The sequence below is a fragment of the Peptoniphilus pacaensis genome (assembly GCF_900088125.1).
In the GTDB taxonomy this organism is placed as follows: Bacteria; Bacillota; Clostridia; order Tissierellales; family Peptoniphilaceae; genus Aedoeadaptatus; species Aedoeadaptatus pacaensis.
On record NZ_FLQT01000003.1, the window covers coordinates 835,531 to 861,615 of the forward strand.

The 26,085-nt window shown below is 50.4% G+C and carries 31 protein-coding genes and 1 tRNA gene; 15 read left to right on the forward strand and 17 right to left on the reverse strand.

Annotated elements, in window-relative coordinates; all coding sequences use genetic code 11:
• Positions 1 to 49: 49 nt before the first annotated feature.
• The 13 genes from BN7444_RS09265 to dnaA all read right to left on the reverse strand — a co-directional run bounded on the left by BN7444_RS09265 (position 50) and on the right by dnaA (position 11,479).
• Positions 50 to 253 (reverse strand): hypothetical protein, encoded by a 204-nt coding sequence (locus BN7444_RS09265; RefSeq protein ID WP_135122026.1) that lies wholly within the window; start codon positions 251 to 253, stop codon positions 50 to 52.
• 3 nt (positions 254 to 256) lie between these two features.
• Positions 257 to 748, reverse strand: a complete 492-nt coding sequence (locus BN7444_RS03975; protein ID WP_082941261.1) for a MarR family winged helix-turn-helix transcriptional regulator — start codon at positions 746 to 748, stop codon at positions 257 to 259.
• Between the two features lie 141 nt (positions 749 to 889).
• Positions 890 to 966, reverse strand: a tRNA-Arg gene (locus BN7444_RS03980).
• Positions 967 to 1,032: 66 nt separating this feature from the next.
• Positions 1,033 to 1,665: a phosphate-starvation-inducible PsiE family protein gene (locus BN7444_RS03985; RefSeq protein ID WP_068456060.1), complete on the reverse strand. Its 633-nt coding sequence runs from the start codon at positions 1,663 to 1,665 to the stop codon at positions 1,033 to 1,035.
• The gene (locus tag BN7444_RS03990) at positions 1,662 to 2,453 is read right to left on the reverse strand and encodes a SigB/SigF/SigG family RNA polymerase sigma factor (protein WP_068456063.1); all 792 of its coding nucleotides are present in this window, start codon (positions 2,451 to 2,453) and stop codon (positions 1,662 to 1,664) included. Before BN7444_RS03990 ends, BN7444_RS03985 begins: the two co-directional genes overlap by 4 nt.
• Before the next feature lies 1 nt (position 2,454).
• Positions 2,455 to 2,811, reverse strand: a complete 357-nt coding sequence (locus BN7444_RS03995; RefSeq protein WP_068456065.1) for an ATP-binding protein — start codon at positions 2,809 to 2,811, stop codon at positions 2,455 to 2,457.
• A complete protein-coding gene (locus tag BN7444_RS04000) occupies positions 2,811 to 3,125 on the reverse strand; it encodes an STAS domain-containing protein (RefSeq protein ID WP_068456067.1) in 315 nt (104 codons plus the stop codon). The genes BN7444_RS03995 and BN7444_RS04000 overlap by 1 nt, the downstream gene beginning before the upstream one ends.
• Before the next feature lie 53 nt (positions 3,126 to 3,178).
• Positions 3,179 to 5,605: a DNA gyrase subunit A gene (gene gyrA / locus BN7444_RS04005; RefSeq protein WP_082941262.1), complete on the reverse strand. Its 2,427-nt coding sequence runs from the start codon at positions 5,603 to 5,605 to the stop codon at positions 3,179 to 3,181.
• Positions 5,606 to 5,614: 9 nt separating this feature from the next.
• Positions 5,615 to 7,534 carry a DNA topoisomerase (ATP-hydrolyzing) subunit B gene (gyrB, locus tag BN7444_RS04010; protein WP_068456070.1) on the reverse strand — a complete coding sequence of 640 codons (1,920 nt, stop codon included), beginning with the start codon at positions 7,532 to 7,534 and terminating at the stop codon, positions 5,615 to 5,617.
• Positions 7,528 to 8,628: a DNA replication/repair protein RecF gene (recF, locus tag BN7444_RS04015; RefSeq protein WP_068456073.1), complete on the reverse strand. Its 1,101-nt coding sequence runs from the start codon at positions 8,626 to 8,628 to the stop codon at positions 7,528 to 7,530. Before recF ends, gyrB begins: the two co-directional genes overlap by 7 nt.
• A gap of 64 nt (positions 8,629 to 8,692) precedes the next feature.
• The gene (locus BN7444_RS04020; protein WP_068456076.1) at positions 8,693 to 8,896 is read right to left on the reverse strand and encodes an RNA-binding S4 domain-containing protein; all 204 of its coding nucleotides are present in this window, start codon (positions 8,894 to 8,896) and stop codon (positions 8,693 to 8,695) included.
• Positions 8,893 to 9,990, reverse strand: coding sequence for a DNA polymerase III subunit beta (dnaN, locus tag BN7444_RS04025; RefSeq protein WP_068456079.1), 1,098 nt, complete (start codon positions 9,988 to 9,990; stop codon positions 8,893 to 8,895). The genes BN7444_RS04020 and dnaN overlap by 4 nt, the downstream gene beginning before the upstream one ends.
• A 154-nt stretch (positions 9,991 to 10,144) precedes the next feature.
• Complete coding sequence (gene dnaA / locus BN7444_RS04030) at positions 10,145 to 11,479, reverse strand: chromosomal replication initiator protein DnaA (RefSeq protein ID WP_068456082.1); 1,335 nt, start codon at positions 11,477 to 11,479, stop codon at positions 10,145 to 10,147.
• Positions 11,480 to 11,952: 473 nt separating this feature from the next.
• Between dnaA and rpmH the strand changes: the two genes are divergently transcribed.
• From rpmH to BN7444_RS04090, 14 genes are all read left to right on the forward strand, one after another.
• Positions 11,953 to 12,087 carry a 50S ribosomal protein L34 gene (gene rpmH, locus BN7444_RS09105; RefSeq protein ID WP_077074495.1) on the forward strand — a complete coding sequence of 45 codons (135 nt, stop codon included), beginning with the start codon at positions 11,953 to 11,955 and terminating at the stop codon, positions 12,085 to 12,087.
• A 3-nt stretch (positions 12,088 to 12,090) separates the two neighbouring features.
• Complete coding sequence (gene rnpA, locus BN7444_RS04035; RefSeq protein WP_068456085.1) at positions 12,091 to 12,441, forward strand: ribonuclease P protein component; 351 nt, start codon at positions 12,091 to 12,093, stop codon at positions 12,439 to 12,441.
• Positions 12,438 to 12,653 carry a membrane protein insertion efficiency factor YidD gene (gene yidD / locus BN7444_RS09110; protein ID WP_082941264.1) on the forward strand — a complete coding sequence of 72 codons (216 nt, stop codon included), beginning with the start codon at positions 12,438 to 12,440 and terminating at the stop codon, positions 12,651 to 12,653. The genes rnpA and yidD overlap by 4 nt, the downstream gene beginning before the upstream one ends.
• 17 nt (positions 12,654 to 12,670) lie before the next feature.
• Positions 12,671 to 13,390: a YidC/Oxa1 family membrane protein insertase gene (locus BN7444_RS04040; protein WP_245654192.1), complete on the forward strand. Its 720-nt coding sequence runs from the start codon at positions 12,671 to 12,673 to the stop codon at positions 13,388 to 13,390.
• 1 nt (position 13,391) lies between these two features.
• Positions 13,392 to 14,234, forward strand: a complete 843-nt coding sequence (gene jag / locus BN7444_RS04045; RefSeq protein WP_068456088.1) for an RNA-binding cell elongation regulator Jag/EloR — start codon at positions 13,392 to 13,394, stop codon at positions 14,232 to 14,234.
• A 36-nt stretch (positions 14,235 to 14,270) separates the two neighbouring features.
• A complete protein-coding gene (gene mnmE / locus BN7444_RS04050; protein ID WP_068456091.1) occupies positions 14,271 to 15,629 on the forward strand; it encodes a tRNA uridine-5-carboxymethylaminomethyl(34) synthesis GTPase MnmE in 1,359 nt (452 codons plus the stop codon).
• A gap of 9 nt (positions 15,630 to 15,638) precedes the next feature.
• Positions 15,639 to 17,546, forward strand: a complete 1,908-nt coding sequence (mnmG, locus tag BN7444_RS04055; protein ID WP_068456094.1) for a tRNA uridine-5-carboxymethylaminomethyl(34) synthesis enzyme MnmG — start codon at positions 15,639 to 15,641, stop codon at positions 17,544 to 17,546.
• Positions 17,527 to 18,228, forward strand: coding sequence for a 16S rRNA (guanine(527)-N(7))-methyltransferase RsmG (gene rsmG, locus BN7444_RS04060; RefSeq protein ID WP_068456096.1), 702 nt, complete (start codon positions 17,527 to 17,529; stop codon positions 18,226 to 18,228). Before mnmG ends, rsmG begins: the two co-directional genes overlap by 20 nt.
• A gap of 2 nt (positions 18,229 to 18,230) precedes the next feature.
• Positions 18,231 to 18,659 (forward strand): hypothetical protein, encoded by a 429-nt coding sequence (locus BN7444_RS04065; RefSeq protein WP_068456099.1) that lies wholly within the window; start codon positions 18,231 to 18,233, stop codon positions 18,657 to 18,659.
• 81 nt (positions 18,660 to 18,740) lie between these two features.
• The gene (locus BN7444_RS04070) at positions 18,741 to 19,490 is read left to right on the forward strand and encodes a ParA family protein (RefSeq protein WP_068456102.1); all 750 of its coding nucleotides are present in this window, start codon (positions 18,741 to 18,743) and stop codon (positions 19,488 to 19,490) included.
• The gene (locus BN7444_RS04075; protein WP_068456105.1) at positions 19,490 to 20,326 is read left to right on the forward strand and encodes a ParB/RepB/Spo0J family partition protein; all 837 of its coding nucleotides are present in this window, start codon (positions 19,490 to 19,492) and stop codon (positions 20,324 to 20,326) included. The genes BN7444_RS04070 and BN7444_RS04075 overlap by 1 nt, the downstream gene beginning before the upstream one ends.
• Positions 20,319 to 21,197 carry a PhzF family phenazine biosynthesis protein gene (locus BN7444_RS04080; RefSeq protein ID WP_068456108.1) on the forward strand — a complete coding sequence of 293 codons (879 nt, stop codon included), beginning with the start codon at positions 20,319 to 20,321 and terminating at the stop codon, positions 21,195 to 21,197. Before BN7444_RS04075 ends, BN7444_RS04080 begins: the two co-directional genes overlap by 8 nt.
• Positions 21,194 to 21,781: a cyclodeaminase/cyclohydrolase family protein gene (locus BN7444_RS04085; RefSeq protein ID WP_068456111.1), complete on the forward strand. Its 588-nt coding sequence runs from the start codon at positions 21,194 to 21,196 to the stop codon at positions 21,779 to 21,781. Before BN7444_RS04080 ends, BN7444_RS04085 begins: the two co-directional genes overlap by 4 nt.
• On the forward strand, positions 21,778 to 22,632 hold the full coding sequence (locus tag BN7444_RS04090) for a diacylglycerol/lipid kinase family protein (protein ID WP_068456114.1): 855 nt from the start codon (positions 21,778 to 21,780) through the stop codon (positions 22,630 to 22,632). Before BN7444_RS04085 ends, BN7444_RS04090 begins: the two co-directional genes overlap by 4 nt.
• 82 nt (positions 22,633 to 22,714) lie before the next feature.
• On the opposite strand, the gene BN7444_RS04095 is transcribed toward BN7444_RS04090, so the two are convergent.
• Positions 22,715 to 23,392: a thermonuclease family protein gene (locus BN7444_RS04095; protein WP_068456117.1), complete on the reverse strand. Its 678-nt coding sequence runs from the start codon at positions 23,390 to 23,392 to the stop codon at positions 22,715 to 22,717.
• Between the two features lie 30 nt (positions 23,393 to 23,422).
• Between BN7444_RS04095 and BN7444_RS04100 the strand changes: the two genes are divergently transcribed.
• Complete coding sequence (locus BN7444_RS04100) at positions 23,423 to 23,776, forward strand: arsenate reductase family protein (protein WP_068456120.1); 354 nt, start codon at positions 23,423 to 23,425, stop codon at positions 23,774 to 23,776.
• 41 nt (positions 23,777 to 23,817) lie between these two features.
• Here the strand turns inward: BN7444_RS04100 and BN7444_RS04105 are convergent, their stop codons facing one another.
• From BN7444_RS04105 to mutY, 3 genes are read right to left on the reverse strand one after another with little or no spacing between them, the layout of a single operon-like run.
• Positions 23,818 to 24,483, reverse strand: a complete 666-nt coding sequence (locus BN7444_RS04105) for a YoaK family protein (RefSeq protein WP_068456122.1) — start codon at positions 24,481 to 24,483, stop codon at positions 23,818 to 23,820.
• Positions 24,473 to 25,015, reverse strand: coding sequence for an NUDIX hydrolase (locus BN7444_RS04110; RefSeq protein ID WP_068456126.1), 543 nt, complete (start codon positions 25,013 to 25,015; stop codon positions 24,473 to 24,475). The genes BN7444_RS04105 and BN7444_RS04110 overlap by 11 nt, the downstream gene beginning before the upstream one ends.
• Positions 25,002 to 26,030, reverse strand: coding sequence for an A/G-specific adenine glycosylase (gene mutY / locus BN7444_RS04115; protein ID WP_068456128.1), 1,029 nt, complete (start codon positions 26,028 to 26,030; stop codon positions 25,002 to 25,004). The genes BN7444_RS04110 and mutY overlap by 14 nt, the downstream gene beginning before the upstream one ends.
• Positions 26,031 to 26,085 lie beyond the last annotated feature (55 nt).

Sequence of the window (26,085 nt, forward strand, 5' to 3'; positions counted from 1 at the left end):
AGGGCCGTTAAGACATAAAAAAATTTTAAGGGAGAGCCCTTAGAATTTCTCATCGCTTATTTTCTTCGCCCCGTAAGGCGGCCTTAAAGCCCTCAATGGCTTTTTCAAACTGCTTTTGTTTTTCTTCCATGGCGGCCACATCGGCTTCACCTTTAAAATCCATGGCTTCCATCAGATCGTGGACATAGGCCTTTTCGGTGCGGAGCATATCTTTTTCCAGCCGCCGATAATGGCGCAACGATTTCAGGTCCATGGACTAGAACTTGGTATGGTCGCGTCTGTAGGCTTCGTCGATTTCTTCCGTTACCGCTTCCACGATGCCGTCGTCTAATACTTCCAGCACTTCTTTAAAGACCTGCATTTTTTCTTCGGACACTTTGTTTTCCAAGCATTTTTGAACGTCTTCAACGAAATCGTAATTCACTTGGTAGTACTTCTTAAATTTATCCGTCACGAATAAGTGAATTTGGCGGCGGTCTTTTTGACTGCGGACTTTTTCCACATGGCCCTTTTCCACCAAATTGTTTACCTTATAGGCGGCATTGGGTTGGCTGACGCGAATAAAATTGGCCAGTTCGTTAATGGTAGGGCCTTGCAAGGCGTAAATGGCTTCGGCACAGAATTTTTCCATCACCGTCAAGGAATCGGGCTGGCGATTATTCCGATAGAGATTCTTGTAGAAATTTAATTTGTATTTCAAATAAATCGAATTCATCACATCTTGCATCGAACGTTCCTTATTGTCCATCCGGATACCTCGCTTCTATTTTCATTCAAAAAATTTATTTCATCTAAATATTCTCGTGCCCTGCCAAAACTTATTTAATCGAAAAGAACAATACCAAAAGGCATTGTTCTTCTCTGAAGACGAATCTGCCTCCTTAAGTTATGGCGGAGCTGAGAGGAATCGAACCCCCGGCACGTGCCTTAGGAGGGCACTGCTCTATCCAACTGAGCTACAGCTCCATTAAGAACAGTATACGCATCTATTTATCTATTTGCAATTACTATTGTTTCACGGGAGAAAATATTTTACATTCCCTTGAATTTGTCTTCCAGGGCGATTAACGCGATTTCCTCGCCGTCCATTTCTTCCACTTGGTAAATGTAGCGCTCGTCCTCGACCACGGAACCGACTTCGACGATTATTTCCTGTTCGTCGAACATTTTTCGAACGTAAGCGCCCAGAATATCTTCGCGACTTTCAATGTCCCGGACCAAGTGTTCGTTCACACTTTCCATTCTCGTGTTGGCATCGAAAATGGCGACGCCGGCATTGGCGAGGATTTTATGAATGGTAAAGTATTTGCGCACGATAAACAAGACGGCAATGGCCAGGACGCCGATAAACAAATCCCGAGTGTTGTCGCCGTAAATCAGCATCTTTCTGGCCACCACCATGATCATAATGTAGATGACCTGATATTCTTCGTGATTGATCAGCATGGCCACAAATTCCAAACCGATGACCATTAAAAGCACGTGGGCCAAAAAGGATTGGAAGAGTTTGTAGCTGTGGGCTTGGCCGCTGTTAAAAATCTCCATCATATACTTAAACAGATCGGGAATGGAAATAATAATTCCGACGAAGATAATGATGGCCATGGCAAATTCAAAGACATAGAGAAACTGCCGAAGCGTTTGAATGTATTTTTTCCGTTTCATCCCAACTCTCCTGACTTTTCTATTTCCTTACGCATCTTTTCCAAGAGCTTTTTTTCGATTCGACTCACGGTCATTTGCGAAATGCCCAGCTTTTCGGCGATGGAAACCTGGGTTTTTCGGTATTGGTACCGGTCGATGAGGATGGTTTTTTCCACATCGTTAAACTTTTCCATGGCCCGCTGAATAAAATCGTTCATTTCCACTTTTTGGAAATATTCTTCTTCCACGCCGATTTTATCGCCTCGAGAGAGATCCCGATCTTCGCTGCCCGTGTCGAAGTTCATGTCCAAACTTTCCGGCGAATAGACCTTCGACGCCTCCATGACTTCCAACACTTCCGCCGTGGTAATGTCCAGGTATTCGGCGATATCGGTAATGGTGGGGGTCTTTTGATTTTTCTGTGCCAGGGTCAGCTTGGCATCGTTGATTTTTTTCGACAGCTCCTGCACCCTGCGAGGCACGCGAATGGTCCATCCCTTGTCGCGGAAGTATTTTTTTATTTCCCCGATAATGGTGGGCGTAGCAAAGGAAGAAAATTCAAAACCCTTAGATGGATCGTAGCGCTCCACGGCAAAGATCAGACCCATGGATGCGACCTGAAAAATATCGTCATAGTCGATGCCTTTGCCCGTGTATTTTTTCGCCAAAATCTCCGCGATGTAAAGATGTTCCTCGATTAATATGTCTCGAAGCACCTTGTCGCCGGTTTCCGCATATTCGGCAAATAATTCTTTGCGCTTTGCTTTCGAAAGGGGCCGGTCCATGCTGTAATAGGCTTCTTTGTCCATACTACGCTCCGAAGGTTTTATAGACGACCAAATGCCCGTCGTCATAGGAAAATTCGTCGGCCAAGGACTCGATGATCATGGCGGTAATGGCCAAATGCTCGTCGGATGCCACTTTTTCCTCGGTAATGCCGGAAACTTTAAAGCGAATGGCTCCTTCTTCCGGTTCCATGACGATATCGATGGTGTCACTCATGCCGATGGCAAAGGAAAGATTGCAGCTTTCCGTCAGAAGCAGACGAAGATCACCCAAGGTGTCCAGATCCACGTCCTCTTCCATGCAAATGCCCGAAACATTTAATCGGGCCAGGGAAAGGTAGCGGGGCTTGGCCGGGATGGTCAAATAAACTCTCTCACCCATTAGGCCTCTCCTTCGATTTGAAACAATTGATCCAGTTTCGTAATGGTAAAGAGCTTTTTCACATTGGGATCCAAATGTTCCATGCGCACCTCATGTCCCTCTTCCTTCATGTGATTGAGGAGGAAGATAAAGCCGCCGAGTCCCGTGGAATCCACGTAATTTAAATCCTTGCAGTCGATGAGTATATCTTTTTTATGGGCGTCGTAGGCGCTAATGGCTTCTTCTTTAAACTGCGCCGTATAGTACATATCCATTTCGCCGCAGGGAATCAGACGCAGTTGATCGCCTTCGTCTTTTATATTCAGTGTAAACATTCCGCCCTCCTTTGTCCTTTAGTATATATGCTCCCCCGAGGGAGAGCAACCGATTATTCTTCTCCCACGTACTCGGCCACGGCGACGATGTGGCTGTCCTTAATATTCATCAGTTTCACACCGGATGTGGCCCGTCCCAGGATGGAAATGGATTCCGCTTTCAGGCGAATGATGACGCCGTCTTCGGAAATCATCATGAGCTGATCCGAATCGTTTAATACTTTGGCGGAGACCAATTGGCCGGTCTTTTCCTTGATACGATAGGTGATCAGGCCCTTGCCGCCGCGGTTTTGCACATTATATTCTTCCAGGGCCGTGCGTTTGCCGTAGCCGTATTCGCTAATGACGGCCAGGGTCTTGCCTTCCTCGGCCTTGACGAAGCTCACCACTTCGTCGTCATCATCTAAGCGAATGCCGATGACGCCCATGGCGGTGCGGCCTTGTTCCCGCAGGTCCTTGCCTTTAAAGCGCAGAGACATGCCTTTTTTCGTGACGAAAATTAAATCTTCGTCGTCGCCGCATTGAATGCCGCCGATAACCGTATCGCCGTCTCTTAATCCCATGGCGATTAAGCCGTTTTTGCGAATGTTTTTGTATTCGCCCATTTTCGTCTTTTTAATATAGCCGCGACGGGTGACGAGGAATAAATTGTCGTCGTCAGACACGTCGGCAATGGGAATAATGGTTTGAATCCGCTCCCCTTCTTCCAATTGAAGGAGGTTCACGATGGCCGTGCCCTTGGCATTTCTGCCGGCGGCGGGAATTTCGTAGGCCTGTTTCTTATAGACTTGACCGCAGTCGGTGAAGAATAAAATCGTGTCCAAGGTGGATGTAATAAAGAGGCTGGTGACGAAGTCGTCGGCCTTTTTATTTAAGGCGCTGATCCCTTGGCCCCCGCGATTTTGCGGTTTGTAGGTGCCTTCCGGCATGCGCTTAATGTAGCCGGAATTGGTCAGGGTCACTACCACTTCCTCGTCGTCGATTAAATCTTCGTCTTCCATATCGCCGTCGGATTTCGTAATCACCGTGCGGCGCAGGTCGCCGTATTTTTCCTTGATTTCCAAAAGTTCGTCTTGAATGGTCTTGTCCAATACCTTGGGATCGGAAAGAATCAACTCCAATTGCTCGATCAAAGCCAAAAGCTCCCGATATTCTTCTTCCAATTTTTCCACTTGCAAGCCGCTTAAGCGCTTGATGCGCATGTCCAAAATGGCCTGGCCTTGGACGTCGGTGAGGCCGAAGCGCTCGGTAAATTTAACCTTGATTTCTTCGTCGGTGCGATAGCTTTTGACGATTTCGATGATTTCGTCGATATTGGCGATGGCAAGCTTCAAGCCTTCGATAATGTGAACCCGCGCCTTGGCCTTGTTTAAGTCGAAGGTGGTGCGGCGAGTGACCACGTCACGTTGATGCTTCACATAGTAGTGAATAAGCTCGAGGAGGGTCAATTCCCTGGGTACGCCGTCCACCAGGGCGAGGTTGATGATGCCGAAGGTGATTTGCAGCTGGGTTTCCTTATACAGGCGGTTTAAAACCACGTGGGGATTGGCATCCCGCTTCAGTTCCACCACCATGCGCACGCCGCGGCGATTGGATTCGTCGCGAATGTCGGAAATACCGTCGAGCTTTTTGTCTTTGACCAGCTCCGCGATTTTTTCGATGACACGCGCCTTGTTGACCTGGTAGGGAAATTCCGTCACCACGATTTGGTGCTTGCTCTTTAAGGGCTCGATTTCCGCCCGCGCCCGTACACGCACCTTGCCGCGGCCGGTTTGATAGGCTTCTTTAATCCCTTCACGCCCCATAATAAAGGCGCCGGTGGGAAAATCCGGCCCCTTAATGTGGGTCATCATCTCTTCCAATGAAATGTTTTCGTCGTCCATATAGGCGATGACCCCGTCGATAACCTCATTCATATTGTGAGGGGCCATATTGGTGGCCATCCCGACGGCGATGCCGGCGGAGCCGTTGACCAAAAGATTGGGGAAGCGGGAAGGAAGCACGGAAGGCTCCAGCAATTCTTCGTCGAAATTAGGAACGAAGTCCACGGTTTCCTTGTTTATATCTCTCAACATTTCCATGGCGAGCTTCGACATGCGGACTTCCGTATAACGCATGGCCGCCGGGCTGTCCCCGTCCATGGAACCGAAGTTCCCCTGGCCGTCGGCTAAGGGGTAGCGAATGTTAAAGTCCTGTGCCAGTCGCACTACGGCGTCGTAAATCGACAAATCGCCGTGGGGGTGATACTTACCCATAACATCCCCGACGAGGCGGGCACTTTTTCTATGAGGCTTATCCGGCGTGAGGCCCTGTTGTTGCATGCCGTAGAGAATACGGCGATGCACGGGTTTTAAGCCGTCGCGCACGTCGGGTAGTGCCCGGGCGACGATGACGCTCATGGAATATTCCAAATAAGCCTTTTTCATGGCCTTTTCTAAGACGACGTCTTGAATGCCGCTTTCATTTGCAAATTTTGCCACTGTATCCTCCTAGGCGTCGATGTTTTCGACGTAAATTGCGTTTTCTTCGATAAATTCTCGTCTCGGTCCCACTTCCTGGCCCATGAGCATGGAAAAGACTTCGTCGGCCACTTGGGCGTCGTCCACTTCCACTTTTAAAAGCACACGGTGCTCGGGATTCATGGTGGTTTCCCACAATTCTTCGGCATTCATTTCACCGAGACCTTTGTAGCGGCTGACCTTTAAATTCTTGTCACGACCCAATCGGTTCAGGGCGCCTTGAAGTTCGTCGTCGCTATAGCAGTATTCCAGTACCTTCGTGCCCCGCTTAATGCCGTAAAGGGGCGGCTTCGCCACAAAGACGTGTCCCGCTTCGATAAGCTCCGGCAAATGGCGGAACAAAAAGGTTAAAAGCAGGGTTTGAATGTGGGCGCCGTCCACGTCCGCATCGGTCATGATGATGATTTTTCCGTAGCGCAGCTTTTCGATGTCGAATTCCTTGTCGATCCCCGTGCCGAAGGCGGTGATCATGGCGCGAATTTCGTTGGAATTTAAAATCTTATCCATCCGCGCTTTTTCCACATTCATGATCTTGCCGCGAAGGGGCAAAATCGCTTGATAGCTGCTGTCCCGTCCGCCCTTGGCGCTGCCGCCGGCGGAGTCCCCTTCCACCAGGAAGATCTCGGTTTTTTCGTTGTCGTTTAATTGGCAGTCCACCAGTTTGCCGGGAAGGGGCGTGTTATCTAAAATGGAGCGCTTTCGCGTTAAATCCCGGGCTTTTCTCGCCGCTTCTCTGGCGCGGCGGGCGGAAAGGGCCTTGGTTAAAATGATCTTTCCGATCTTGGGATTTTCTTCCAAAAAGGCGTTTAAGTAGTTGTTCAACACCCTTTCCACAATGGCCTTCGTTTCGGAATTGCCCAGCTTGGCCTTGGTTTGGCCTTCGAATTGAGGATCGGGAATCTTCACGCTGATGACGGCGCTGATGCCTTCCCGCACATCGTCGCCGGAAAGATTTTCTTCCTTTTCCTTAATGTAATTGTACTTTCTGCCGTACTCGTTAATGCTCTTAGTCAGGGCGCTTCTGAAGCCGGATAGGTGACTGCCCCCTTCTTCCGTATTGATGTTGTTTGCGAAAGACAAGACCGTCTCACGATAGCTGTCCGTGTATTGAATCGAAATCTCTACATTGGTGTCTGAATCCGTTTCGTCCACGTAGAGGATTTTATCGTGAATGGGCTTTTTGTTCCGATTAATGTATTCCACATAACTTTGAATGCCGCCGACGTAGTGGTAAATTTCCTTAAACTTGTCGTCGTCCCGATGGTCGATAAATTCGATATAGGCGCCTTTGTTTAAAAAGGCCATTTCGCGGAAGCGACGGGCCAAAACTTCCCGGCTGAATTCCACGGTTTCCTTGAAAATTTCTTCGTCGGGCCAAAAGGTAATGGTGGTACCCGTTTCTTTGATCCCTTCGCCGACGACGGTCAGTTCCGTTTGGGCTTTGCCTCTGGAAAAAACCTGTTCGTATTCTTTGCCATCCCGGCGCACATTGGCGACGAGCTTCTTAGACAGGGCGTTGACCACGGATACGCCGACGCCGTGAAGGCCGCCGGAAACTTTGTAGGCGTTGCTGTCGAATTTTCCCCCGGCGTGGAGAATGGTAAGGACGGTTTCCACCGTGGATTTTTTCGTTTGAGGGTGAATGTCCACGGGAATGCCGCTGCCGTTGTCCCGCACGGAAACGGAGCCGTCTTCGTTCAGTTCCACAATGACCTGATCGCAGCGGCCGGCTAAAATTTCGTCGATGGAATTGTCCACCACTTCGTATACCAAGTGGTGCAGGCCTTTGGGGCCCGTGGAGCCGATATACATCCCCGGCCGTTTTCTGACCGGCTCAAGTCCCGTTAAGACCTGTATATTACCGGCATTGTACTCATTTTCCCTTACCATAAATCCTCCTTGCGCAAGGCTTCTGCGCTTCTTTTTTTATCTATTAAGTCAATGGCTTCCGATCGGCCTTCCAATACGCCCATGGGTTCCGCCGCCGTAATAAAACACTGGCCGCGAATCATTTCGATCAGCATGCGCCGCCTTTTATCGTCCAGTTCCGATAAGACATCGTCCAACAAAACCACGGGAGAAGAACCGATGTGTTCCGCCACCCGATCGATTTCCATGCACTTCATAGCCAGGACGATGCTTCGTATTTGCCCGGTGGAGGCGAATTTCTTCGCTTCCTCTCCGTTTAATAAAAAGGACAAGTCGTCTAAATGGGGCCCGATGCCCGTGCGTCCCCGCTCTCTGTCTTCCCGCCTTCGGTGCTTTAAGCTCTCGTAAAAAGCCCGGTCCAAATTTTCGTCCAATGCCACGGGAAAGGAGGCTTTGTAGCGAATTTCCAATCGCTCCTTTTCCCCGGCGATGGCTTCGTAATAGTCGGAGACGGAAGCGGCCATGCGCTTTAAAAACTTCAATCGCTCTTTTAATATAATCGCCGCGTAAGAGGCCAGGCTTCGGTCGTAAACATCCAATAAATTCGTGTCCCTGAATTTTCTCAAGGTCACATTTCGCTGATAAAGTATGTGGTAATAGCCGCTGTAGGCTTCCTCGTATTGAGGATTGATCATGCGGAGCATATCGTCGATAAAGCCGCGACGCTGGGAAGGCGATCCCTGAACCATTTGTAAATGCTTGGGCTCGAAAAGAACCACGCCCATACCCCGACCGTAGGCCGAGGTGTTTTTCACCGGATTGTGATCTCGCATAAAGCGCCGCTTGTCTTCTTTTACGATGATTTCCATATCGTGGGAAAAATCATCCAAGACGGCAGTAGCCGAAACAAAAGCGCTCTCTTCGCCGAAAGTGATCACTTCCTTTAAAGAAGCGGTCTTGAAGCTTCTTCCCGTCAAAGATAGGTAGATGGCTTCTAAAAAATTCGTCTTACCCGTGCCGTTGGGGCCGACGATATGATACATTTTCGGCTCTAAATCCATAAAAAGGCGCCGGTGATTGCGAAAAGAGACTATGTTTAATTGTTTGACAAACACGTCGCCCTCCCGCTTTTAACCACCCTTAGTATAGTACAAATGTTCTCTTCCTACAAAGGACGAATCATTCCCTTTCGATGCTGTCTTTCTCGCCCATAAATTCGACGACATCGCCGGGGTAAAGTTTTCTCCCCCGGCGCAGCTCCATTTCGCCGTTAACATAGACCAAGCCGTCTGAAACCACGGCCTTGGCCATACCGCCGGAATCCACCCACTGCACGTATTTTAAAAAGCTGTCCAGTTTAATAAAATCGGTACTTATTTTCATAGATTGGCCAACCGTACAGGTAATACTAAGTAGAGCATGTCATTTCCGTTTAAAGGCGTAATAATACAGGGGTTTACCGCGTCGGTAAAGCCCATGGTAATTTCTTCCGTATCCATGACCCGTATGCCTTCCAGCAAATAGCGGGCGTTAAAGGCGATGATTAGATCGGCGCCGGTCTTTTGCGCCCGAATGGTCTCGTGAACTTTCCCCACTTCGGAATTGGAGAGGATTTCGATTTGATCGTCTTTAATTTCCAAGCGCACCAAGCCGTTGCGTTCCTTGCCGGTCATTAAGCTGGCCCGCTCCAAAGCGTCGATTAATTGCTTTCTGTCAGCCACGACACTTACCTCGTGTTCCTTGCGAATCAAGCTGTTGTAGCGGAAAAATTCGCCGTTTAAAAGTTTCGTAAAGAATTTCGTCTCGTCGAATTGAATTAATACGTGATTGTTTCCGATCTCCAAGGTCAATGTCTTGGACTCGTCGATAAGTTTCGAAATCTCCGACACGCTTCTCGCCGGTAAGATTAAATCCCGCTCCATGGATTGTTCCCCTTCGATGCGACTCAGGGCCATGCGATAGCCGTCCAAGGCGACGAAGGTAATGTCTTCTTTTTTAACATCCAAGAGGACGCCGGTAAGGACCATGCGCATATCGTCGTTGGACGTGGCGAATTGGGTTTCCTTAAAAGCCTTTAAAAGGGATTCTCCGGTGACGACGATTTTTTCCGCGCCGCCCAGTTCCGGAAGTTGGGGATACTCTTCGGGATTTTGTCCCATGATTTCAAATTCCGATTGTTCGCATACTAAGGAAAGTTTTTGTCCTTCGCTTTCCATATGGACCATGGCATTGGGCAATTTGCGCACGATGTCTCCGAACAGAGAGGCATTTAAAACGATGCTTCCCGGTTCCTGAACGAAGCAGGCGTGGCGGGATTCCATGGAAATTTCCGTGTCTGTGGCTCGCAGAATTAATTGGCCATCCGTCGCTTCCATGTAAATGCCTTCCAGTATTTGCATATTCGTCTTAGACGAAATAGCACGGGAGACGGTGGATACAATGGTAGACAGAACGGATTTTTCGATTTGAAATTTCAAATTGTCTCCTCCTCTATATAAGATTAGTACTTCGTATTCGTAGTAGGGCCTGTGAATTTGTGGATAGCCCCCTTTTCATGGAGGGCAGTGGAAATCATCATGTGGATAGTCTATGGATATCTCCGTGGATGGTTTTCCTTTTATCCACAATCCTTTAATTGCCTTTGATTTGTTCCTTTAAGGATTCGATGGTGACAAAGAGTTGGCTGTCTTTTTCCATATCGCCTTTGATTTTATCGCAGGCGTGAATCACCGTGGAGTGATCCCGACCGCCGAATTCCTGGCCGATTTTCGGCAGGGACATATCGGTTAATTCCCGAGTCAGATACATGGCGATTTGACGGGGATAAGCCAAGGGTCTGGACCGCTTTTTACTGTCCATTTCTTCCAAGGTAATATGGTATTTGTCGCAGACCACGCTCTTTATATGGTCGACGGTAATTTTTACGGGTTTGTTGTTTTCGTAAATATCCTTTAATACCGTGGCCGCCGTTTCTTCGGTAATAATGCCGGTGGTCAGTTTGGAATAGGCCGTCACACGGGACAGGGCGCCTTCCAATTCACGAATATTGCTCTTCACGTGGGTGGCGATGTAATTAATCACCTCGTCGGGCACGACGAAGCCGTCGCTTTTCGCCTTATTTCTCAATATGGCGATGCGGGTTTCCAGATCCGGCGCCTGAATATCTACAACCAATCCCCAGGCAAAGCGGGAGATAAGGCGCTGCTCCAATTTTTTAATATCCTTCGGCGGCTTGTCGCTGGTCAGGACGATCTGTTTATCCTGAGCATGAAGTTCGTTAAAGGTATGGAAGAATTCGTCCATGGTGGATTCTTTATCGGCGATAAATTGAATATCGTCGATGAGAAGCAGGTCCTGGGACCGGTACTTCCTGCGAAATTCTTCGTTTTTATTGGTTTGAATGGATGCGATAAATTCGTTGGTGAATTGCTCGCTGGTCACATAGAGTATTCGCTTGTTTGGATCGCTGCGGTGCATAAAATGGCCGATGGCATGCATTAAGTGGGTCTTTCCCAAACCGACGCCGCCGTAGATAAACAACGGATTGGCGTGGGCTTCCTTGGGATTTTCCGCCACGGCCAAAGAGGCCGCGTGGGCAAATTGATTGGACTGGCCCACCACAAAGGAATCGAAGGTGTATTTCGGATTCAGATGGTAGAGGGCTTCTGCCGTATTTTCAGAGGCCTTATAAGGGGTCTCACCGTCGGATGTAAGGACGAATTCGATATCCAAATCCCGGCCGCCGGCTTCTTTGACGACGCGTCGAATCAGGTTTTTGTAATTATTGTTGTTCCTTTTTAAATGGTTCAGGACGAATTCTCTCGAGACGCCTAAAATAAGGGCGTCGCCTTGGATGGCAATGGGTTGAATCGGACGAAACCACGTATTGATTTGCGACTCGTAAAGATTTTCTTCGAGAAGCAGCTGAAAGGCGTCGTCCCATAGTGTTTTAACATCGGTTGACATACTCGCTCCTTGATTTATGTATTAACATATAAACATGTGGAAAGAATCCTTATGGATGAAAAAATCCACAGCATTGTGGATGATGGGGATAAGCAATTTACAAACAATGAATGAAAATTCAACTGTTTATAAACAGGGGATGTTTTTTCGTATTTTGAGAGATGTAGGATAAAAATGTAAAACTTATCAACAAGTTATGCACAGACTGTGTATAAACAAGGGCTGTTCACAGGCTTTCTTTTTATTCACACACTTGAGGTAATTATACACAAATATAAAAAAGTTATCAACATATCTGACAGGGGTGGAAGAGCCTTTCGTTTCCCGGTTTCAAGGCCGAATTTCGTCTATTTTATGGACTTTCTCGCGAAAAGTAATTGACTTAAATCATGTCAGTCTCTATAATATATAGAGTGTATTTAAAAGAATAGGTCCTTTGGGCATTTTTTTATCCCGATGGAGGAGGTGTAACCATGAAAAGAACGTACCAACCGAAACGCAAACAAAGAAAAAGAGAACACGGTTTTCGTGCGCGCATGAGAACCCGCGGCGGTCGCAAGGTTTTACGCGCCCGTAGAGCCAAAGGTAGAAAAAGACTTTCCGCATAATCCATGGAAAAAAAGTACTTTCTAACGAAAGACGGCGATTTTAAAAAAGTATATAGAAAGAGAAAAACGTTCGGGAACAGAAATTTTACTCTTTACGTTAAAAGAAACGGCCTGGCCCATTCCAGGATGGGTTTTTCCATCAACAAGAAGGTGGGAAAGGCCGTTGTTCGTAATAAAATAAAAAGACGATTAAGGGCGTTGTACACAGATTACTATCCCCGCTTGACGCCGGGATACGATTACGTCGTCGTCGTCAAAAACAATGTGGCGGATTTGGATTTTAAAACCATGAAATCGGCCTTCCACCATCTGTTCCGCGTATCGAAGTTTTTAAAAGGAGACAAGAAGTCATGAGGACTTTTGCTTTGGGACTGATTCGCTTTTACCAAAAAGTGATTTCTCCTTATTTCTTACCCGGTGCCCACTGTCGGTTTAATCCCACTTGCAGTGAATACGGCTACCAGGCTTTTTCAAAATACCCTTTCTTTAAAGCGCTTTATTTAACGGTAAGGCGCATTTTACGCTGCCACCCTTTTCACGAGGGCGGCTATGATCCACTTCCATAGATTAGGAGGAAGTTCAGTTGATTAACGCATTAGCGAGTTTTTTCGGCACGATTCTGCACGGAATTTATAATTTCGTCGCGAGTATCGGTTCCGAGCCCGGTGCAATTTCCTACTATGCCATTGCCATCATTATTACCACCCTGCTTTTCCGTTTGGCGCTTCTGCCTTTGAATTTATTTCAAACGAAAAACCAGTTGAAGATGGCAAAATTGCAGCCGGAAATGAAAAAAATCCAAAAAAAATACGAAAAAGACCCGCAGCTCTTGGCGCAAAAGCAATCTCAGCTCTATAAGGAAGCTCAATTTAATCCTTTAAGCGGCTGTTTGCCCATGCTCATTCAATTTCCCGTTCTCTTGGCATTCTATCGGATCTTTATGTTCCCGACAAAGTTTGCCTTTACGAATCCGGATTTTTACGCGTCCATACAAAAGAATTTCTTTTTTATTCAAAATCTCGATCATCCCGATCCGACAAAAATAGCCTTGCCGGTGATCGCAGCATTTTTTACCTGGCTGTCTACTTACATCGTGCAAAAGAGCAACAAAGCGCCGTCGACAGAGTCTTCTGAGCAAATGATGCGCACCATGTCGATGATGATGCCGGTTATGATTTTTATGTTTGCGAGACGGATGGCGGCGGGTTTGGTCTTGTACTGGATCGTCGGTAGTATTTACACGATTTTCCAACAATTTGTGAGCAACAAAATCATCGAAAAAGAAAAAGAAGCGGAGGCTTAGCATGAATTTCTCCATCCAATCGGCAAAAACGGTTGACGAGGCCGTAGAAAAGGCCCTTCTCGAGTTAAAAGCGACGCGGGACGAGGTCGACATCGAAGTTATTGAAGAGCCCTCCGGCGGTTTTTTAGGGCTGATTGGGGGCAAGGATGCTATTGTCAAAGTGAGAAGAAAAATGGACCACAAGGACATTGTGGATTCCATTTTAAAAGATGAAGAAATCGAATCCGTGCGCTCGGTTTTAGATGAAAAGGCGAAGGAAGAAGCCGCCGCCGAATCGGAAGAAGAGGCGGAGGTCCCGGAAGCCGATGAAGTCGAGGAAGAAAACGAACAGGCGGAGGATGCGACACAAGAGCCGGCTTTCGAGTATTTAAACGACGAGGAGCTGGAGGATTTAATTCGCGAGTACATCGACCGCATTATGAGCGCCATCAAACTCGGCTATACCCTGTCCGTGGATTTCAATGAAAATGAAATCTTTGTTTCCATCGACGGCAAGCGAGAAGAAACGGGCATTATTATCGGCAAGCACGGATCCACGTTAAACGGTATCCAAATCGTCTTATCCGCCATGGTCAATCAACGAAGCGAGGAATTCCGCCGCGTTATCGTGGATTGCAGCGGTTACAGAAAACGGCGCGAACAAGTGTTGAAACGCATCGCCGGTAAGACGGCCAATAAGGTTTTAAAGACAAATAAATCCATTAAATTGGAGCCGATGAATGCACAGGAAAGGCGCATTATTCACGCCTGCCTGGCCAATGTCGACGGTATTCGAACGCGAAGCGAGGGCAAGGAGCCCCATAGGCGCGTCGTCATTCATAAGGATACATCCCAGCCTTCATAGTCTCTATGAAGGCTTTTTTATAGGAAAGGTGACACTATGACTATTGCGGCTATCTCTACGGCGAAATCCGCCGCGGGCATCGGCATCGTGCGCTTAAGCGGCGAGGACGCTATTTCCTTAGCCGACGGTTTTTTTAAGAGCAAACAGGATTTGACGGATCCGGCCAATGATCGCAAGCTTCTTTATGGCCACATCGTCTCCGAAGGGGAAGTGGTGGATGAGGTTCTGGCCGTGGCCTTTCGCGCCCCTTTTAGCTATACCGGCGAGGACATGGTGGAGATTCAGGCCCACGGCAGTCGCGTCGGCCTGGAGCGGATTTTAAACTGCTTTATTTCAGCCGGGGCGGAGCCGGCAAAACGGGGAGAATTTACGAAAATCGCCTTTTTAAACGGCAAGCTGGATTTAACGGAGGCCGAGGCCATTATCGACATGATCGAGGCGGAAAGCGTGTCGGCCCAAAAGCAGAGCGCTCGCCAGCTCACCGGCCACTTGTACCGCAAAATCGAAGGCTTCCGCACTCGCATCAAGGATACCTTGGCCCATTTGGTGGCGGATATCGATTTTTCCACGGAGGAAGTGGAGCCCGTGGATATCAGCGCCTTGATCACCACCTGTGAAGGCATTTTAAGGGAAATGAAGGAGCTGGAAGGAACTTTTTCCCGAGGAAAAATGGTTCAAGAGGGTATTGCGACGGCCATTGTGGGCAAGCCCAATGTGGGCAAGAGCTCCTTTTTAAATAAGATGCTTAGAGAAGATAAGGCCATCGTCACGGATATTCCCGGCACCACCCGGGACGTGTTAGAGGCCTCTTACTCCCTCGACGGCATTCACCTTAGAATTCAGGATACGGCGGGGATACGAAAAACCGACGATACCATCGAGCAAATCGGCATCGAGCGCGCCATGGCCAGCATGGAGGAGGCGGATCTGGTCATCGCCCTTTTCGATGCCTCCCGTCCCTTAGAGGATATGGATTTTGAAATTATGGAGCGGATCAAGGACAAGCGGGTGATCTGCCTCTTAAACAAGCAGGATCTGGGCGCGGTTTTGGATAAAAAAACTATGGAGGCCCACTTCCCCGGTGCCGTGGTGGAAACCAGCTTTATTCGGGACGAGGGTCTCGCCGCCGTGGAAGACTTGATTCAGTCCTGGTTTTTGTCGGGCACCATCGAGGAAGACGAGACTCAAATTTATTCCCTGCGTCACAAGATTCTCCTTTCGGAGGCGGTGGAATCTCTGGCCAAGGCGGTGGACGATATCGGCGCCGGCATCGGTTTGGATCTCGCCGAGGTGTATATCGAAGATGCCTTTTTGAAATTAGGGGAGATTACCGGGCAAACCGCCGGCGAAGAGGTCTTGGACCATGTCTTTTCTAAATTTTGTATCGGAAAATAAGGAGCGAAGATGAATTTTTTAGCGAAAAATGTCGATATCGTCGTCGTCGGTGCCGGCCATGCCGGATGTGAAGCGGCGCTGGCGGCGGCGCGCATGGGCCACAGTGTAGCGATTCTTACCATTAATTTAAATGCCATTGCCGCCATGAACTGCAATCCCAATGTGGGCGGCACGGGCAAGGGCCACTTGGTGCGGGAAATCGACGCTTTAGGCGGTGAGATCGGCCGAAATATCGACAAGACCTTTATTCAATGCCGCATGCTCAATCGCTCCAAGGGGCCGGCGGTCCACTCCCTGCGAGCTCAGGCGGACAAGTGGGACTACCACGCAGCCATGAAGGAGACCCTGGAAAATACAAGGAATCTTTATCTAATTCAAGAGGAAGCCGTGGCTTTCAATATGGAGGACGGGGACGTTTGCGGCGTTATCGGAAAGAGCGGCGCCATTTACCGGGCGAAGAAGACCATTTTGGCTACGGGCACCTATTTGCGCGGCCGCATTTTCATGGGCGAGGTGAATTACGCTTCGGGCCCCGACGGCATGCAGCCAGCCAACGAGCTTACTTCCGCCATCGAAGGCCTGGGCCTTAAGACCATGCGCATGAAGACCGGGACGCCGGCCCGGGTGCACCGGGACTCCATCGATTTTACCGGTATGGACGTGCAAAAGGGCGACGAAACCATCGTGCCCTTCTCCTTTTCGAATTTCGACGTGGATTACTCCGACAAAGAGCAAATCGACTGTTACTTAACCTATACGACGCCGGAATGTCACGAGATCATTCGCGAAAATATTCATCGCTCCGCCATGGCCATGGGGGATATCGAGGGCGTCGGGCCCCGCTACTGCCCCTCCATCGAAGACAAGGTGACCCGCTTTGCCGATCGGGACAAACACCAGGTCTTTCTCGAGCCGGAAGGCTTGCATACCAAGGAAATCTACGTACAGGGCGTGTCCTCTTCCCTGCCCGTGGAGGTGCAAATGGCCCTATACAAAAAAATCGAGGGCCTTGAGACCTGTGAGTTTATGCGCCCCGCCTACGCCATCGAATACGACGCCATCGACGCCACGAAATTACGGCTGAGTTTACAGGTGACGGAGACGCCGAATCTCTATATGGCAGGGCAAATCAACGGATCCAGCGGCTACGAAGAGGCGGCGGCTCAGGGCCTTATGGCGGGAATCAACGCGGCCCTTGCCATCGAAGGCAAAGAGCCTCTTATCTTAGGACGCGATCAGGCTTATATCGGCGTTTTAATTGACGATTTAGTCACCAAGGGGACCCGGGAGCCCTACCGCATGATGACGGCGCGGGCCGAGTACCGACTTACACTGCGTCAGGACAATGCGGATCTGCGGCTTACGGAAATCGGACGGACCGTGGGCCTCGTTGGAGACGAGCAATACGAGAGGTTCGTCGAGCGCAGGGACGCCATCGAAAAGGAACGGGCGCGCCTGGCATCCATTCAGATCAATCCGACGAAGGAAAATTCCGACATATTAAACGCCATGGATTCGGCCGTTTTGAAAAACGCCACGCCCTTATTAAATCTCATGCAGCGTCCGGAGCTCACCTACGACCGTTTGGCCGTCTTCGATCCCGACAGGCCGTCCCTTCCCCGCCACGTCATCGACGAGGTGGAAACGGATATTCGCTACAAGGGCTATATCGAAAAGCAAGCGGCGCAAATTCAGAAATTCCGGAAGATGGAGAACAAGCTTCTCTCTAAGGAATTGGATTACGAAGCGATCGGCGGCTTGAGAAACGAAGCCAAGGAAAAGCTGTCGAAAATTCAGCCGGAATCCGTGGGACAGGCGAGCCGCATCAGCGGCGTGAGTCCGGCGGATATTAATGTCCTGTTGATTTATTTAGAGCAAAAACACAGGGAGGAATCAAATGAATTGGCAGACGCGTGAGGATTATTTAAAGCAGTTTCCCGTGGAGATTCCCTATAAGGCCTTCGACCGCTACGGGGAGATTCTCCTGGAATGGAACGAACGCATGAACCTGACCCGCATTACCGACGAAGACGATATGATGGACAAGCACTTCATCGACTCTCTGACGCCAACCCTTCTCGATGCCTACGAGGGCACGGGCAAAATTTTAGATCTGGGTACCGGCGCAGGCTTTCCCGGCATGGTGCTCGCCATGGTATCGCCTCAGAGGGAGGTTCATTTAATGGACAGCCTAAAGAAGCGCATCACTTTTCTGGACCATGTAGTAGATGAACTGGGGCTTTCCAATGTAAGGACCTTTCACGGCCGTGCCGAAGAGGCGGGACGGGACGCTAAATTCCGGGAGCAATACGGACTGGTTATCTCTCGCGCCGTGGCGCGCTTGCCGATTTTGGCGGAATACTGTCTGCCTTTCGTCTACCTGGGCGGTCACTTCGTCGCCATGAAAGGCGCCGAGGGCGTCGACGAAACAGAGGAAGCGAAGCGCGCCATCGATATTTTAGGCGGTAAGCTGGAAGAGATCGTGGACCTCAAGCTTCCCGGCGGCGACGAACGCCACTTGGTAGTCGTAAAAAAAGTAAAGGCCACGCCTGCGAAATACCCTCGCGGCGGCGGTAAACCGAGAAAGGATCCTCTGTAATCATGATTTTCTATGTACCGGCTTTCATCTATCTCCTTTACGATCTCTATAAGCGGCGGAGCAAGACGACTCTTTTTCTTATTGTCCTCTGCGTTCTCAGCGCCGTGGCCTACATGGGCGTCCCGTCTTTGTTTATCGAACCCATTCCGGCGATCTTCCCTACCCTGGCCTTAATCTGCGTGCTCTATCTTATCTTTTTGTCTTGGCGGGAATACAAAGTAGCCAAGATCAACTATTTAAAAGAGCGCCGCATGCTTCGTGAAAATGCCGCACCCTTAAGAAAAATCGACGAGGATCACGAGCGTATCGTCATTAAGGATCGAAAGACCTCGGAGCAAAAGGTCATCTACTTGAAGCGGGATGGGAAAAATGTTCCACGTGGAACAAATGAAGAAAACAAATCGGAAAGCGAAACAGAAAATAAAAATTGAGCGGAAATGTTCCACATGGAACACTCCGCTCTTTTTATTTGTCTTCCGGTTTGATACTATAGTTAGGAAGGGAGTGGCGCTATGATGAGAAAAATTGCCGTATTCAATCAAAAAGGCGGCGTCGGCAAAACGACGACAGTAATAAATCTGGCCGACGCCTTGGCTAACAAGGGCCATCGCGTATTAATTTTAGATATGGATCCCCAAGGGAATGCCACCAGCGGAATGAATGTCGATAAAGACAGAGACCCTATGATTTACGATTTTCTACTGGGCGAGGAGGGCGATTGCATCGTGCCGATTAAAGAAAATCTGGATATCATTCCATCCGGCGCCACCTTGGCGGGGATCGAAATCGAATTCGCCCGCCGCGACGGGTGGCAGACGGTTTTAAAAGAGGATATGGCTCAATTGGAAGGCTATGATTACATTATTATGGACTGCCCGCCGTCTTTGGGGGTTCTCTCCATTTTGGCATTGACTGCGGCTGACGGCATTCTCATCCCCGTGCAGTGCGAATACTACGCCCTGGAAGGTCTTTCTCAGCTTATGGAATCCATTCAGTTGGTGCGGGGAGGCTTTAATCCGGACCTTGAAATCGAAGGCGTCCTCCTCACTATGTACGACGGCCGCACGAATTTAAGCATGCAGGTCGTGGAAGAGGTAAAAAATTATTTTAAGAACGCCGTGTTCTCCACGGTGATCCCGAGGAATGTGCGTTTAGCGGAAGCGCCGTCCTATGGCATGAGCATTATAGATTACGATAAAAACAGCCGCGGCGCCAAGGCTTATGCCGCTTTGGCCGATGAAGTGGAAAAGAGGAGGTCCTAATGGAAAAGAAACGCGGTTTAGGTCGCGGGCTGGATAATTTTTTCGGCGCGCAACAGGAAGAAAATAAAGAAGCCGAGACCCTGGCTGTGGAAGCCATTGAAACCAATCCCCATCAGCCGCGGAAATATTTTTCCGAGGAAAGCATCGATGAGCTGGCGGAAAGCATTCAGGCCGTGGGCGTCCTGCAGCCTCTTCTGATAAAAAAAGAAGGCGACACGAATCTTTTAATCGCCGGTGAACGGCGCCTTCGGGCGGCGAAAAAGGCCGGCCTGAAAGAGGTACCGGTACGCTTTATCGACGTGGACGAGGAAGAAGGCGACAGGATCTCCCTTATCGAAAACGTGCAGCGGGAAGACTTAAATCCCATGGAAGAGGCCGAGGCTTACGAGACTTTGCGGAAGAAATATAAGTACACCCAGGAGAAGATCGCCGGCCTCGTGGGGAAATCCCGTCCCTATATTGCCAACAGCCTGCGTCTTTTAAAGCTGGAGCCCGTGGTCAAGGAAATGCTCCGCCGGGAAGAGTTGTCCATCAGTCAGGGCAAGCTCCTCCTTTCCGTGAAGGACGGCAACGAGCAGATCAAGCAGGCGAAGCGCATGGTGGAGGAAGGCCAAACCATCGCCGAAAGTACGCAAAATACGAAAAAGACCACGAAGAAGCGCAAGGACCATCAAGGCTACTACTCCTATTTGGAAAACGCCTTAATGGACGTACTGGGCACGAAGACGGAAATCGTGGGCAATCACGAAAAGGGAAAAATCGTCATCGACTATTATTCCGAAGATGATTTAATGCGCCTTAGCGATTTGATTTTGGGGGAAGACATCGATGGTTAGAGAATACAAATACTTCGTCGCCGACGCCTACACCGACCTTTCCTTTGTGGGAAATCCCTCCGGCATCGTCCTGACCGAGGGAAAAATGAGCGACGAGGAAATGCTAAAGGCGGCGCGGGAGCTGAAGCACTCGGAGACCACCTGTGTCCGCCGCCTGGACAAGGACATTTACCACGTGCGCTACTTTTCTCCCGTAAAGGAAGTATCCCTATCCGGCCACGCGGCCCTGGGAACCTTTTGGGCCTTGGCGGAGCGGGGATACATCGACGGTCGGGAAGAGACCCGTCGCATTCGCCAATACACCAAGGCCGGCGCCCTCTATGTGGACTTTCACTTTGCCGACGAGAAGATTCGCTTCGTGGACGTGGAACTGCCGAAAATGGAAACCGCCCTCGAAGTGGAGGACGTTGCCTCCGTCGCCGCAGCCTTTAAATTAAAGGAAGAGAGCATCGTCGGCGAACAAGGTCTGAAGCCAGCGGTCATCAATGCGGGGATCAAGACCATGGTCATCCCCCTTACGAACCGCGATGCCCTTAAGGCTATGGAACCCAAGCGCCGGCGCATGGGAGAGCTCACGGAGAAATACGGCGCCCAGTGTTTCCATCTCTTTTACTACGACGGGGCCTCCGCCGTGCTTCAGCGCAACTTTTCCCCCGCCGTGGGTATTTGGGAAGAATCGGGTACCGGTACGGGCAGCGGCGCCATGTACTTCTATTTAAAGGTGAAAGGCCTGCTCAGGGAAGAAAAAATTACCTGCCACCAAGGCGAGGAGATGGGACGCCCGTCGGAGATCGTCATTAAGGAGAAAGAGGGATCGATATACGCCGGCGGCATAGCCTGCGTCGTTATGGAAGGGATTATGCGCCTATGAAACTCGTGGACATGAGTCTAAACGACTACATTATAAAAGCACAGGACAAGAGCTCCGTTCCCGGCGGCGGTTCCGTGGCCGCCCTTTGCGGCGCCCTCGCCGCCTCTCTCGCCTCCATGGTCTTGAACCTTTCCGGCGCCGAGGAACAGGCGAAGGAATACGACATTTATTCCAAGCAGCTGAGGGCAAATATCGACGATGACAGCACCTCCTTCGACGGCGTGCTGAAAGCCTTTCGCATGCCGAAGACCACGGAAGAGGAGAAAAAAGCCCGCCGCCTCGCCATCGAAGAAGGCTATAAAGAGGCCATCGACGTGCCCATACTCACCATGCAGTGTTCCTATTTAATTATCCATACGCTGATAAAGCACGAGGCCTATATGGGCGACGAGGCCCTGAGCGATCTGTATTTGGCGGCGGATTTGGCCCTCACGGCCTTTAACGGCGCCAAGGACACGGCCGTGATCAATATTAAGGCATTAAAAGACGACGCTACTCGCGCCGTTTACGAGGATAAACTTGAAGATATAATAGAAAGAATGGCGGATGAATACGACCGCCTGCAGGCGACCTATCGGGCATGAAGACGCTGTTTATCCTGAATCCCCGACTGAAAGAGGCGAAAAAGCGGGAAGTCGCCGAGGCCGCCGCTCGTTACTGGAAGGGCGACTACGACTTTGTCCGAGGCAATATTTGGGACTACGACGCCGATGCACTGGCCGACTACGATCACTTCGTCGCCGTGGGCGGTGACGGCACCATCTTCGCTGCAGTGAACACCATGATGAAGACTTCGGCGCGGAAGCTCACCATCGTCCCGGCGGGAAGCGGCAACGACTTTGCCCGCTGCCTTGGCCTTGGGAGGGATGTCATCAATATATTGAAAGAAGCTCAGTCCGCCGAGCCCCGCCCTATGGACCTGGGAAAGTGGAACGAGCACTACTTTTTAAACATCGCCTCCGTGGGCTTCGATGCCGACGTGAACGCCAATAATAACGACGGGCTGAAGCGCTTCGGCCCTTTCAGTTATACCTTAAGCGTCATTAAAACCCTCTTTACCTACAGGCCGAGGATCATAGAAAAAGAAGGCCTCGCCCTCCGGGAATGGACCCTCTTTACCATTGGAAACGGTGGCTATTACGGCGGGGGTTTTCCCATTTTTCCCAAGGCCAGCCCCTTTTCCGGGAAGCTCCTCTTTCTGGGAGCGGGAAAGAGCCGGCTGAAGCACATTGTGCCCTTTTTGATCTGCCTCTTTATGGGAAAAGACCGGCTTTGGAAGAAAGATATGGTGCGGGCGTCCCTTTGCTCCATGGACTTTACCTTAATCGACGAGGCCAATGTGAATCTGGACGGGGAAAATTTTCGGGAAAAAGGTCCCGTCCACGTGGAAATCCTACCGAAAGAAATCCTCTATGTAGGGCCGGTGAATAAGTAAGGCCGTCTTCTGAAGGCGGACGGAGTTTTTTTAAAATCATCATAAAAAAACAGCCCTATTTCATCGAACAGGGCTGTTCTCTTTAGCGGCTGAAGCTGCGCTGATAGCCGGCGCACTCCGCCTCCATGGCGTTTTCAAAATACACGGCGTTTTGCGGTGACACTCTGTCATAGGACTTGTCCGTAGGCAAATGGTAGATCTTGCTCTTTTTGTTGCCCTTGGCCGGGCCTTCCTTTCCCTCCACGGCCCAAATGCCCCGCACGTGATCCATGGCGACGATCTCGCCCTCATGGAGCAGGGCCTGGTACTTGGTATTGGGCTCGTAGGCTCGCTCCCGGGCATAGCCCGAGGCTACCAGCTGGTAGTTAAAGAGGATTTCCTCCTTGGGCTTGTCGCTGATACGGGGGTCTTCCGTCCAAATATAGGCCAGGGTGCGGCCGTAGCGGTCCTCCTTTTCCTCGTCGAATTCCAAAAAGACGGCCTTTCCCGTCAAGGCCTTTTTCGAAAAATCCGAGGCTTCCTTGCCCCAAGGCTCCACCCGGCCCCGAGGCTTTACGGTCTCCGGCGTGTCCACGCCGATGAGGCGCACCCGGGTGTCGGCGCCGTCGTCGATGATTAAAGTGTCGCCGTCTACCACCCGCTTCACCTTGACGCCGGCGGTGTCTTTCGGCGAATCCAGGCCCTCTTTGGCGGTAAAGGTCGCCGCCAGGGCCAGCACGATCAGTAAAAATGTTCGCAAATGTTTGTTTAAATGTTTCATACCATCAGTATAACAGAAAGAAGGAGAGCCATGGCCATTCAAATTTTCGGCACGAAAAAATCCAACGACACGAAAAAAGCCCAGCGCTTTTTTAAAGAGCGGGGCATTAAATTTCAATTTATTGATTTAAATGAAGTGGAAATGTCGTGGGGCGAATTCGATTCCATTACCGCCTCTATCGGCGGGCTGGACGCCTGGATCGACGAAAATTCCAAAGATGCCGACGGCCTCGCCTATGTGAAATACGCCACGGAGGAAAGCAAGGAGGCCTATATTATCGACCATCCGAGTATTATGAAGCTTCCCATCGTCAGGAGCAAGAAGCGGGCGGTGTTGGGCCATGCGCCGGAAGTATGGAAGAAATGGGCCGATGAAGAAAAGTAATTGAGGTGCCGTGGCGCCTCTTTTTTTATCGGGAAAATTCATCAGGTGCGAATGGCGGGATCCATGTGGAGGATAAGAAATGACACGGCGAGAAATGCCGCCGAAAGCCAAATGGTCTTCAGCTCCAACAGAGGGAAGAACAGCCCGCCGATAAAGGCGCCGAGAAAAAAGATACATACGATAAATAAGACGGTGCGGCTCGCCTCTCTGTGGGCGGCGCCCTTCGTGTGGTGGTAGCCCGCCAGATTGTGCATGATCGTGCGCACATTGCCCACGCACATGGTGGTGGCGGCGTTGATGTCCGCGAATTTTCTGAAGGTGTTTACCTGCATGCCGCAGGAGAAGGCCATCATACTGTTGGCGATGCTGTCCAGCTCTTTCGAAAGAAAGCCCACGATGACGAGAATCAGAATTTCCACGGCCAGGATGCGCTGCTTAAAGTGCAGGCCCATGTGCCGTTTTTCGGCAAAGGCCACCCGGCCCGAGACATAGACACCCAGCGCAAAGGATGCGATTTGAATAAAGTAGCGGAGCATGGCGGGGAAATTTCCCTCGGCCAAGTTAAAGGCCATGAGCACTACATTTCCCGTCAGGGCGTTGACGAAGACCTTGCCGCGGAGGGCGTAGGAGTAGCCGTCCTGCAGGCCCCCTGCCAAAGTGAGAAAGGTGGCGAAGAGCAGAGATTCGGACCAAGTTTTATTTTTCATAGAGCGCCCTCATTCGTTCGATCAAATCCTTGTAAATAGGAAGCATATGGGCCTCGGAGACGAAGGTGTCCAGCGCATTAACCGGAACCCACTTGCGATTTTCATTGGCCTCAAACAAGGTGTCGTCCTCGTGGCCTAAAAAGCCGTAGCAGAAATTAATGTGGAAGTGGCTGTCCACGGCCTCACCCTTGCGCTGGTGGGCCTTTACGGGCATTAGCTCCATAGCCAGGGGCTCTTCGCTCAGCGGCTTGACATAGCGTATGCTCGTCTCCTCGTAAAGCTCCCGCAGGGCGGAATAAAAGAGCGCTTCTCCTTCCTCAACATGCCCCCCGGGCCAGGAGAAGGACTTGTAAATGGGGTGGTAGATCATTAAAAGCTTATCCGTCTCAAAATCCATGACCATAGAGGATGTGGTGTAGTGATAAGGCGCGCTTCGGTCCGCGGCGATAAGGGTGGGGTTCAGCTGCAACAAATGCTCCCTGTCCTCCGCCTCTTCTTTATTTTTCGGTTCGTAGGATTCAATCCATTCCATAAATTACCTCCAGTGCCGGCGAAAAAGCCGACGGTACGGCGTAAAGGCTCTTCAGCTCCTCTGCCGTGGCCCAGGTGCGCCCGTCTTCTGCGGCAAATAGGGCGTCGACCTTTGCGTAATAGACCCACACATTCCAAATCCTGTGGCTGAAGACGTGGCGATAGGCGGCCACCTTCTCGGCGGAGGGGGCGGCGAAATTTTCCTCTGCCAAAATCTTCAGCACGTCTTCCTCTTTAATATGGCCCGTCACCATGGGAAAGCCCCACATAGAAGCCAAGAGCCCGCTCGACCGCTTCTCGATTAAATAGCGGCCGCCGAGATCCAAAAGAAGCAGAGTCAGATCCTCTTCCCTCTGCTTTTTCTTTGGCGTGCGCTTCGGATAGTCTTCGGCGCAATTTGCCTCAAAGGCCGCGCAATGGCCCCGAAGAGGGCAGTCGCCGCAGGCGGGAGCTGTGGGCGTGCAGATCTTATTGCCCAGATCCATCATGGCCTGATTGAAATCCCCGGGCCGCTCGGCGGAGATATCCTTATTGGCCAGCTCGAAAATCCGCCGCTTCCCCGCCGCCGTCTCGATCTTCTCCTCAATCTTATAGAGGCGGCTGTAAATGCGCAGGAGATTGCCGTCCACCGCCGCCACCGGTTCCTTATAGGCGATGGATGCAATGGCCGCCGCCGTGTAATCCCCGATGCCGGGAAGAGCCTTTAAGCCCTCGAAATCCACGGGCATGCCCTCACGTGCCACGATTTCCGCCGCCTGTTTTAAATGCTTCGCCCGGCGATAATAGCCCAGGCCCTGCCAATGCTTTAAAAGGGCCTCCTCCGATGCCCGTGCCAGGGCCTCCGCCGTGGGAAAGCTCGCCATAAAGCGCTCGTAATAGGGAATCACCGTGGCCGCCTGAGTTTGCTGAAGCATAATTTCAGACACCCAAATGGCATAAGGGCCCCTTGTCTTTCGCCAAGGCAGTCCCCGATCCTCGGGGGCGTACCAATTTAAAATTTTCTTCGAAATACACATGAACCCATTATAACAAAAAGGGAAAAAGGTGTATATTGACGGGCTTTTGGAACCG

Excerpts from the sequence above, each read along its gene's own strand:
- BN7444_RS09265 (WP_135122026.1), bottom strand. The coding sequence starts at position 253 with ATGGACCTGAAATCGTTGCGCCATTATCGGCGGCTGGAAAAAGATATG.
- BN7444_RS03975 (WP_082941261.1), bottom strand. The coding sequence starts at position 748 with ATGGACAATAAGGAACGTTCGATGCAAGATGTGATGAATTCGATTTAT.
- BN7444_RS03985 (WP_068456060.1), bottom strand. The coding sequence starts at position 1,665 with ATGAAACGGAAAAAATACATTCAAACGCTTCGGCAGTTTCTCTATGTC.
- BN7444_RS03990 (WP_068456063.1), bottom strand. The coding sequence starts at position 2,453 with ATGGACAAAGAAGCCTATTACAGCATGGACCGGCCCCTTTCGAAAGCA.
- BN7444_RS03995 (WP_068456065.1), bottom strand. The coding sequence starts at position 2,811 with ATGGGTGAGAGAGTTTATTTGACCATCCCGGCCAAGCCCCGCTACCTT.
- BN7444_RS04000 (WP_068456067.1), bottom strand. The coding sequence starts at position 3,125 with ATGTTTACACTGAATATAAAAGACGAAGGCGATCAACTGCGTCTGATT.
- gyrB (WP_068456070.1), bottom strand. The coding sequence starts at position 7,534 with ATGGTAAGGGAAAATGAGTACAATGCCGGTAATATACAGGTCTTAACG.
- BN7444_RS04020 (WP_068456076.1), bottom strand. The coding sequence starts at position 8,896 with ATGAAAATAAGTACCGATTTTATTAAACTGGACAGCTTTTTAAAATAC.
- dnaA (WP_068456082.1), bottom strand. The coding sequence starts at position 11,479 with ATGTCAACCGATGTTAAAACACTATGGGACGACGCCTTTCAGCTGCTT.
- rpmH (WP_077074495.1), top strand. The coding sequence starts at position 11,953 with ATGAAAAGAACGTACCAACCGAAACGCAAACAAAGAAAAAGAGAACAC.
- rnpA (WP_068456085.1), top strand. The coding sequence starts at position 12,091 with ATGGAAAAAAAGTACTTTCTAACGAAAGACGGCGATTTTAAAAAAGTA.
- yidD (WP_082941264.1), top strand. The coding sequence starts at position 12,438 with ATGAGGACTTTTGCTTTGGGACTGATTCGCTTTTACCAAAAAGTGATT.
- jag (WP_068456088.1), top strand. The coding sequence starts at position 13,392 with ATGAATTTCTCCATCCAATCGGCAAAAACGGTTGACGAGGCCGTAGAA.
- mnmE (WP_068456091.1), top strand. The coding sequence starts at position 14,271 with ATGACTATTGCGGCTATCTCTACGGCGAAATCCGCCGCGGGCATCGGC.
- mnmG (WP_068456094.1), top strand. The coding sequence starts at position 15,639 with ATGAATTTTTTAGCGAAAAATGTCGATATCGTCGTCGTCGGTGCCGGC.
- rsmG (WP_068456096.1), top strand. The coding sequence starts at position 17,527 with ATGAATTGGCAGACGCGTGAGGATTATTTAAAGCAGTTTCCCGTGGAG.
- BN7444_RS04065 (WP_068456099.1), top strand. The coding sequence starts at position 18,231 with ATGATTTTCTATGTACCGGCTTTCATCTATCTCCTTTACGATCTCTAT.
- BN7444_RS04070 (WP_068456102.1), top strand. The coding sequence starts at position 18,741 with ATGATGAGAAAAATTGCCGTATTCAATCAAAAAGGCGGCGTCGGCAAA.
- BN7444_RS04075 (WP_068456105.1), top strand. The coding sequence starts at position 19,490 with ATGGAAAAGAAACGCGGTTTAGGTCGCGGGCTGGATAATTTTTTCGGC.
- BN7444_RS04080 (WP_068456108.1), top strand. The coding sequence starts at position 20,319 with ATGGTTAGAGAATACAAATACTTCGTCGCCGACGCCTACACCGACCTT.
- BN7444_RS04085 (WP_068456111.1), top strand. The coding sequence starts at position 21,194 with ATGAAACTCGTGGACATGAGTCTAAACGACTACATTATAAAAGCACAG.
- BN7444_RS04090 (WP_068456114.1), top strand. The coding sequence starts at position 21,778 with ATGAAGACGCTGTTTATCCTGAATCCCCGACTGAAAGAGGCGAAAAAG.
- BN7444_RS04095 (WP_068456117.1), bottom strand. The coding sequence starts at position 23,392 with ATGAAACATTTAAACAAACATTTGCGAACATTTTTACTGATCGTGCTG.
- BN7444_RS04100 (WP_068456120.1), top strand. The coding sequence starts at position 23,423 with ATGGCCATTCAAATTTTCGGCACGAAAAAATCCAACGACACGAAAAAA.
- BN7444_RS04105 (WP_068456122.1), bottom strand. The coding sequence starts at position 24,483 with ATGAAAAATAAAACTTGGTCCGAATCTCTGCTCTTCGCCACCTTTCTC.
- BN7444_RS04110 (WP_068456126.1), bottom strand. The coding sequence starts at position 25,015 with ATGGAATGGATTGAATCCTACGAACCGAAAAATAAAGAAGAGGCGGAG.
- mutY (WP_068456128.1), bottom strand. The coding sequence starts at position 26,030 with ATGTGTATTTCGAAGAAAATTTTAAATTGGTACGCCCCCGAGGATCGG.